Annotated in this window: 5 protein-coding genes; all 5 read left to right on the plus strand. The window is 52.4% G+C overall.

The window, feature by feature from the left end; all coding sequences use genetic code 11:
* The first annotated feature begins 18 nt into the window (after positions 1–18).
* Positions 19–1,110 (plus strand): bifunctional phosphoglucose/phosphomannose isomerase, encoded by a 1,092-nt coding sequence (locus tag HP568_RS27740; RefSeq protein WP_173630786.1) that lies wholly within the window; start codon positions 19–21, stop codon positions 1,108–1,110.
* Position 1,111: 1 nt separating this feature from the next.
* Positions 1,112–2,056, plus strand: a complete 945-nt coding sequence (locus tag HP568_RS27745; RefSeq protein ID WP_173630787.1) for a 1-phosphofructokinase family hexose kinase — start codon at positions 1,112–1,114, stop codon at positions 2,054–2,056.
* A gap of 28 nt (positions 2,057–2,084) precedes the next feature.
* Positions 2,085–3,083 carry an ROK family protein gene (locus tag HP568_RS27750; protein ID WP_173630788.1) on the plus strand — a complete coding sequence of 333 codons (999 nt, stop codon included), beginning with the start codon at positions 2,085–2,087 and terminating at the stop codon, positions 3,081–3,083.
* A 26-nt stretch (positions 3,084–3,109) separates the two neighbouring features.
* The gene (gene ebgA / locus HP568_RS27755) at positions 3,110–6,214 is read left to right on the plus strand and encodes a beta-galactosidase subunit alpha (protein WP_173630789.1); all 3,105 of its coding nucleotides are present in this window, start codon (positions 3,110–3,112) and stop codon (positions 6,212–6,214) included.
* Positions 6,215–6,310: 96 nt separating this feature from the next.
* Positions 6,311–7,729: cache domain-containing sensor histidine kinase (locus tag HP568_RS27760; RefSeq protein WP_173630790.1), on the plus strand; the 1,419-nt coding region annotated here is incomplete at its 3' end.

Here is a 7,729-nt window from a genome sequence, read left to right on the forward strand (position 1 = left end):
GGAAAGGGACGATTTTACATGCGTATAAACCTCAATGATGCAAAAGCCTTGCGCGAGCTGGACACGATTTCTGCTCTGCAAGATACGGAAAGCTACGATGAACAATTTAAAACGGGCCTAAAATTATCTGATAGTTTAGATGTATCTAATATTTCTGTTAAAATTGAAAATATTGTAGTGCTTGGCACTGGTGGTGGTTCGGCTGCGAGCGTCAATTTGATCAAGTCGTATTTGTTTGACGAGCTGCAAGTGCCGCTTCAATTAAATCAAGGCTACACCATCCCGGCTTTTGTGGATGAGAAGACGCTCGTCATCGTCGTTAGCCACTCCGGCAATACAGAAGAAGTCGTCAGCGGCTACGAAGCAGCGATCGCCAAAGGAGCACAGATCGCGGTCATTACGGCGGGTGGAAAAGTATTGGAGATGGCTCGTGAACACAATCATGCGTGCTTGCTCGTGCCGGGCGGAATGATGCCGCGGATCGTACTCGGTTACATTTTCCTGCCGATTCTCGCCATCTTGACGAAGCTCGGGCTGATTTCCGACAAGCGCGCGGAGGTCGAGGAGACGATTGCCCTGTTCGAGGAGTGGAAGCACATCTACGGAACGGACTCTCCGATCGAGAAAAATGAAGCCAAACAAATCGCCATCGAGATGGATGGATTGATACCTGTCGTGTACGGAACGCTACCGTTTTTCGATGCTCCTGCATGGCGTTGGAAAAACCAGCTCGGGGAAAATAGCAAGCTGATGGCATTTTGGAACGCCATTCCGAGCCTTCACCACGATGAAGCTGTGGGTTGGGATTCGCCGTCTGCGCTGCTGAAGGGTGTTCATTTTACACTCATTCGCGATCTGGAGGACAGCGAGAAGACGACCCAGCGAGTAGAGATCAGTGCCGACATTTTACGTGAGCGCGCTGGTGGGGTAAGGGTGGTACATTCTCACGGCGTATCCCGGATGGCTCGGTTGTTTTCTATCGTGTACTTGGCTGACTTCGTGTCGCTGTACGCTGCTCTGATTCGCGGCGTCGATCCAACCCCGGTAGAAGTGATCAATTTGTTCAAACAAAAAATGGGGCAGCCGCTCGTTACTGTGCAGGTGAGATAGCATGCTGGTAACGGTAACGCTGAACGCGGCCATCGATAAGACGTATCGCCTCTCGCATTTTCGTTCTGGAGAGCTGCACCGCACGGGGGATGTACTGAGCTTGCCCGGCGGAAAAGGGATAAATGTAGCGCGTGTAGCGAAAGCATTGGGGCAGGATGTAGTCGCAAGCGGTTTTGTCGCCGGTCATAACGGGAGGTTCATCGCGGAAGGCTGCGAACGTGAGGGGATCACGTCCTCGTTTATCGAAACGAGCGGAGAATCCCGACTGTGTCTCGCTTTTCTCGACGAACAGGAAAAAACGGTGACAGAAGTGCTAGAGCAAGGTCCATCGCCCAGTGAAGAAGAGATCAGTCGCTTGCAAACGCGTTTGATCGAGCTGGCGGATCAGGCACAGTACATGGTTTTTTCCGGAAGCTTGCCAGGTGGCGTTCCAGCCGAAACTTACGCTGCGCTCATCCGAAGTGTCGCAGGGAAAGGAATCGCATGCGTGCTCGATACGAGCGGTCAGGCCCTGCTGGAAGGAATAAAAGCAACACCCTCGCTCATCAAGCCCAATCGACCGGAAGCAGAAGCGATTCTCGGATTTTCGCTGGATAACGACGAGGCCCGATGCAGAGCGATACGCGAGCTCCGTGAGCGGGGTGCCCAGCGAGTCCTTCTCTCGTTGGGCGAGGAGGGCGCGTGGTTTGGCGATAGCCAGGAGACGTGGCGTATTTCCGCGATCCCATTAGCAGATACCGAAGTGAAAAATACGGTGGGCTGCGGTGATTCCATGCTTGCGGGTGTCCTTGTCGGACGTATGCGAGGCTTGGCTTGGCCAGATGCGATTTGGCTAGGGATGGCATGCGGGGCCGCTAATACACGGTCATTTGGAGCAGGCATGATCGCGCCCGACGATGTGCAGCGGTTGAGGAGTCAGCCGATGCATGTGGAGCGAGTCGAGTAGAATAACTGGTTCAGAAGGGAGGAGCAGCATGCGCCATGTAATTGGCCTCGATGTCGGTGGTACGACAATGAAAGGGGCGGTCATGGACGAGAATGGGCGAATTCTCCTCCGGGCATCCAAGGAGACAAAAGTTCATAACAACTTGCCCATCTTGATCGAGCGAATGGCTGCTTTGATTAAAGAACTGCGGGATCAATCACCCGTTCCAATAGAGTCAGTAGGGATCGGCTTTCCTGGTCCTTTTGATGCGGAAAATGGGATATCGGTTCACTCGCCCAACTTTCAATTGCATCAGGCAGACTTGCGGACACCACTCGCGAAGCTGGTGGAGCTGCCGCTTTTTTTTGAAAACGATTTACGGACGGCTGCGCTCGGAGAAGCCATATTCGGTGCGGGCCGGGAGGTTAGTCACCTCGTTTTCGTGCCGCTTGGTACGGGGGTGGGGGCAGGGATTGTAAACGAAGGCAAACTCGTTCGCGGCAGTCACGGTTTTGCGGGAGAGATTGGTCATGTGCGTTACCCAGGGCTTACGGCTCCATGCAATTGCGGCAAGCTCGGTTGTGTAGAGACGGTCGCATCTGCCACCGGTATTGCCAGATTGGCCCGTGAACGCTTGGACAAGGAGCTCGATGCAAATCCGCGGCAAGCAAAGGCCTCTCCTCTGTTTACTTTGTGTGATGGACAGATTGAGCGGATTACGGCTGAGCAGGTGGCTACGGCCGTGGAACAAGGTGATGCGGTGGCGACCTGCGCATGGAACGAAGCTTGTGAAGTAACTGGCTGGGCTTTGTCTGTGCTGGTGAACGTGTGCAACCCGCAGCTCGTAGTGATTGGGGGTGGCGTTTGCCGAGCTGGGGAGCTATTGCTGGTCCCTGTACAAGCGAGTGTACAACGGCACGCCATGGAAGTCGTACATCAACAGACAAAGATCGTCTTGGCCGAGCTCGGTGCAGATGCAGGCATGCTCGGTGCTGGCGCCTTGGCCCTGCAAGCAACGAACAGGAAACAAGGAACCGTGAAATCGTGAAATTGTAAAAAGAGGAGTGTACATCGATGCATCAACGGTATGACTGGGCAAATCATCAGTTGCTAGAGCGAAATCGCTTGGCGGCGCGGGCTTACTTTTTGTCTTACCCGGAAGAATCGGGAGCACTGACATATGAAAGAGGCGCGACACCGTGGTTTCAATTGTTGAATGGGCATTGGCAGTTTGCTTACGCAAAATCTCCACTGCGTGTGCCAGAAAACTTTTTTGCCGCCGATTATGATGCGACGGAGTGGGCTCGAATTCAGGTACCAGGGCATTGGCAGCTCCAAGGGTACGGTAAACCGCATTACACGGACTTGTACTATCCGTTTCCGGTCGATCCGCCGCATGTTCCATCAGATAACCCGACAGGCTGCTATTTGCGAGAGTTTACGGTTGCGTCTGCTTGGCAAAATCATCAGGTGATCCTGCGATTTGAAGGGGTCGACAGCGCTTTTCATGTGTGGCTGAACGGGAAGGAAGTCGGCTATAGCCAGGGAAGCCGTTTGCCATCTGAGTTTGATGTGACGGAGCTGTTGCAGGAAGGCAGCAACCGCTTGGCTGTTCAAGTGTACCAATGGTCGGACGGTACGTATGTCGAGGATCAGGATATGTGGTACTTAAGCGGAATTTTCCGGGATGTTTCCCTGATTGCCAGACCGAAGCTGCATGTGAGAGATCTGGCAGTCGTGACTGATCTGGATGATGAATTCCGCCATGGTGTGCTGCGCGTACGTGTCCATGTAGAAAACAGTTCCGCTGCTGCCTGTGACGGGGTGAGCGTGACCGCAAAGCTGCTGGATCAATCCTACAAGCTTATCGCTTCGCTGACCGACACGGGAGCAGGCGAGCTGACAGCCGGACAAGAAAAGGTCGTGAATTTGGAGCTTCCGGTGCAGGAGCCGAAAAAATGGTCGGCGGAGGAGCCGAACCTGTATCACCTGCTGCTTGCGATTGAGCAGGAGTCGGGTGAAAAGACAGAAGTCATCCCGATCCGCGTCGGCTTCCGACGTATCGAAGTAAAAGGAAACAACTTCTTCGTGAACGGTGTAGCGATTCGCCTAAACGGTGTGAATCGTCATGATCATCATCCTGACCTCGGGCGGGCAGTCCCGTATGAAACGATGCGTGAAGATGTGCTTATGATGAAGCGTCACAACATCAACGCCGTTCGTACCGCGCATTACCCGAACGATCCACGCTTTTATGATTTGTGCGACCAGTACGGATTGTATGTCATGGACGAAACCGATTTGGAGACACATGGCTTCCAGTTAACGGGCAACATTAGCCAGTTAAGCGATGATCCAGAGTGGGAGCAGACGTATGTGGAGCGCATGGAGCGCATGGTGGAGCGGGACAAAAACCATCCGTCGATCATCATGTGGTCGCTTGGCAACGAATCTGGCTTCGGCTGCAACTTCCGAGCGATGGCTGCTTGGTGCAGACAAGCGGACCCGACTCGCCTCATTCACTACGAGGAGGATCGCGAAGCAGAAGTGTGCGACGTATTTTCCACCATGTACTCCTCGATTGAAAAAATGATCCAGCACGGTGAAAATGAGCATCTGCAAAAGCCGCATATCATGTGCGAGTATGCTCATGCCATGGGAAATGGACCCGGTGGCTTGCGCGACTACGCCAATGTGTTTGACAAATATCAACGCTTGCAGGGCGGCTTTGTGTGGGAATGGATTGATCACGGCTTGCGCCAATATACACCGGATGGGCGAGAGTATTATGCCTACGGGGGAGACTTCGGGGACTACCCGACGAATGGCAACTTCGTCATCGACGGACTGATTCGTCCGGATCGCACCCCATCCCCTGGATTGCTCGAATACAAAAAAGTGATTGAGCCGATCGTCGTAGAAGCGACTGATTTGGAAAGCGGGCTCGTCACCATTACGAACCGCTATGATTTCCGCACGCTTGCGCACGTGAAAATGGTTTGGAGTGTGACAGCAGACGGACATGTGGTGCAGAGCGGATCGATGTCGCTGCCACATACAGAAGCAGGAAGTACCAACATTATATCTGTACCTTATACCTTGCCTGCGCAAGTTCAGGATCGAACCGACTATTGGCTGACGCTCTGCTTTGTGCTGGACCAAGATGAGAGCTGGGTACAGGCCGGACATGAGCTGGCTTGGGCACAATTTTCCTTGCCAGTGACCGTTGCCCAACAGGTTACGCTCGCACCCTATCAGCCTGTGTTCAGGAGGGTAGATACGAAAGAAACGAAAACCGAGGTCACCCTTACAGGAGCAGATTTTCATTTCGTTTTTGACAAAGTGAGCGGTGTACCGACGAGCTGGGTGTTTGCAGGAAAAGAACTGTTGGTGGCAGGACCTCGTCTGACGTTTTGGCGTGCTCCGATTGACAATGACATGTACGTAGTGGAAGAGTGGCGCAAGGTGTACCTCGATCGTTTGCAAAACCGGGTGGAGCATGTAAGCATCCAGCAGGAGCGAGAAGATCGTGTGGTTATTACCTGCGATGTACGGATTGCTCCGCCTGTATACGACTGGGGATTTGCGTGCCGCTACACGTATACCGTGTTTGGAAATGGCGAAGTGCAGGTAGATGTTCAAGGCACACCCAAAGGCACCCCGCCAGCTATGTTGCCACGAATCGGCTTGAAGCTATTGGTCGCCAAAGACATGGAGCGTGTCTCGTGGTATGGGCGTGGACCGGGAGAGGCGTATATCGACAGCAAGGAAGCCAATCGCATCGGGGTATATCACGCGAGCGTGGATGAGCTGTACACGCCATATGTATTTCCACAGGAAAATGGCAATCGCACGGACGTAAAATGGATGTCCATCACGGATCAGCGAGGCATTGGACTTTTCGCGATGGGTCAACCGACCCTGGAATTTAGCGCACTTCGCTATGATACGGACGATCTGGAGCAAGCGAAGCACACGACAGATCTTGTAAAACGAGAGTATGTCACACTGCATCTCGATTATCGACAAAACGGGCTGGGTAGCAATAGCTGTGGACCCAAGCAATCGGAGCAGCATGCCTTGCGTCCAGAGGAGTTTTTCTTCCAGATGAGGTTAACGCCTTTTTCGAAGGATGCAATTTCTCCGGTTCAATTGTATAAGTGGAATTTGTGGGATTAACCGCTGATTGTTCTCGAAGGCATCGCCGAAACGTTGTACAATTTAGCTAAAGATTGAATAGTGCAACTAATCAAAATCCGGTGGTGGTTCTGTCACATGAAGTCATGGTCGCTCTTTCCGCGCAGAAGCATTCATGCCAAGCTGCTCGCTTTTATGCTGATTGCAGCCATTATTCCGCTGATTACTCTGGGGAGTATGGCGTATTGGAAGTCGTCGATGGTCGTTCGCGAGCAATTTAGCAAGTCAGGCGAGTATATTGCTACGCAACTGCAAATCCAGATCGACAACTACCTGAGTCAAATGAGATACATGGCTTATGACATCAATACGTACGTGTCAGACCCGACGTTGGTCGTCATACGGGAGGAACAGCCGAAGACGTACACAGGCTTCCTGGAACAAAAAAACTTCGAGCGATACCTGGGGGCGCACCGCAACCTTGATACAAAAGGCATTTTTATCGTGACGCCCTCCGGTTATTTTTTCGGGGAAAATGTGATCAATGGACAGGATTTGATGCGAGAATCGTGGTGGAAGGCACTGCCCGCCAAGCTGGATGAGGAGCGATGGATCGGTTTTTACACACCACGGCATTATGTCGGATTTCAGGATGAGGCGGAGCTGCGCAATCAGGAGAAGGTGCTCGGTCTGGTCGTTCCTGTTCTCAGTGGTTATGGCGTGTTGAAGGACAGCCGGATTTTGATCGAGATGAAGGCAGGCAAGCTGTTTCAATTGTTTTCGCAGCTAGAAGAGGACATGAGCGCGCATGTGACGATTACAGCCAAAAATGGCGAGCTGATTTATCAGACTGCGGGTACGTTTGTCCAGAAAGAGAGCGATGTCGTCTGGAACAAGCCACTGGAGTCCAACAACTGGATGATTCAGGTACGCTTACCGTACGAGCAAATGAACCGCTCTGCGGAAGTGATTCAATCCTTCTTTATCGCGGCACTGATTCTTTCAGCAGTCCTGGCACTTCTTTTGGCGTATTTATTTTCCAGACGGATTACAGGCAAAATCAAACGACTTCAAGAAACGATGCGTCTGGTCGGAACAGGCGAGCTACAGACGCGCGCAGAGGTAGACACGGAAGACGAGCTGGGGCGGTTAGGGGTGAGCTTCAACCAAATGGTGAGGCGGATTCAGACGCTAATCGCCGAGGTGAGTCGAACCGAGCAGTTGAAAAAGGAAGCAGAGCTGCGAGCCGTTCACTACCAGATCAACCCGCATCTGTTGTTCAATACACTCAATTCCATCCAGTGGAAAGCAAGATTATCAGGTGCCAATGAAATCGGCAATATGCTCTATCATCTTATCAAAGTGCTAGAGGGCAACCTCGACATCACGCAGGAGCTCGTCCCGTTGGATAAGGAACTGCAAACCGTCGAGCATTTTCTGCAAATCCAAGAGCTGCGGTACGGGCCTGTTTTTCAATATGAACAGACGGGCGTAGAGGCTTGCGGTCGCTATTTGATCCCGCGAATGACTCTTCAGCCGCTATTGGAAAATATCTTT

The organism is Brevibacillus sp. MS2.2 (assembly GCF_013284345.1).
Taxonomy (GTDB): Bacteria; Bacillota; Bacilli; order Brevibacillales; family Brevibacillaceae; genus Brevibacillus; species Brevibacillus brevis_C.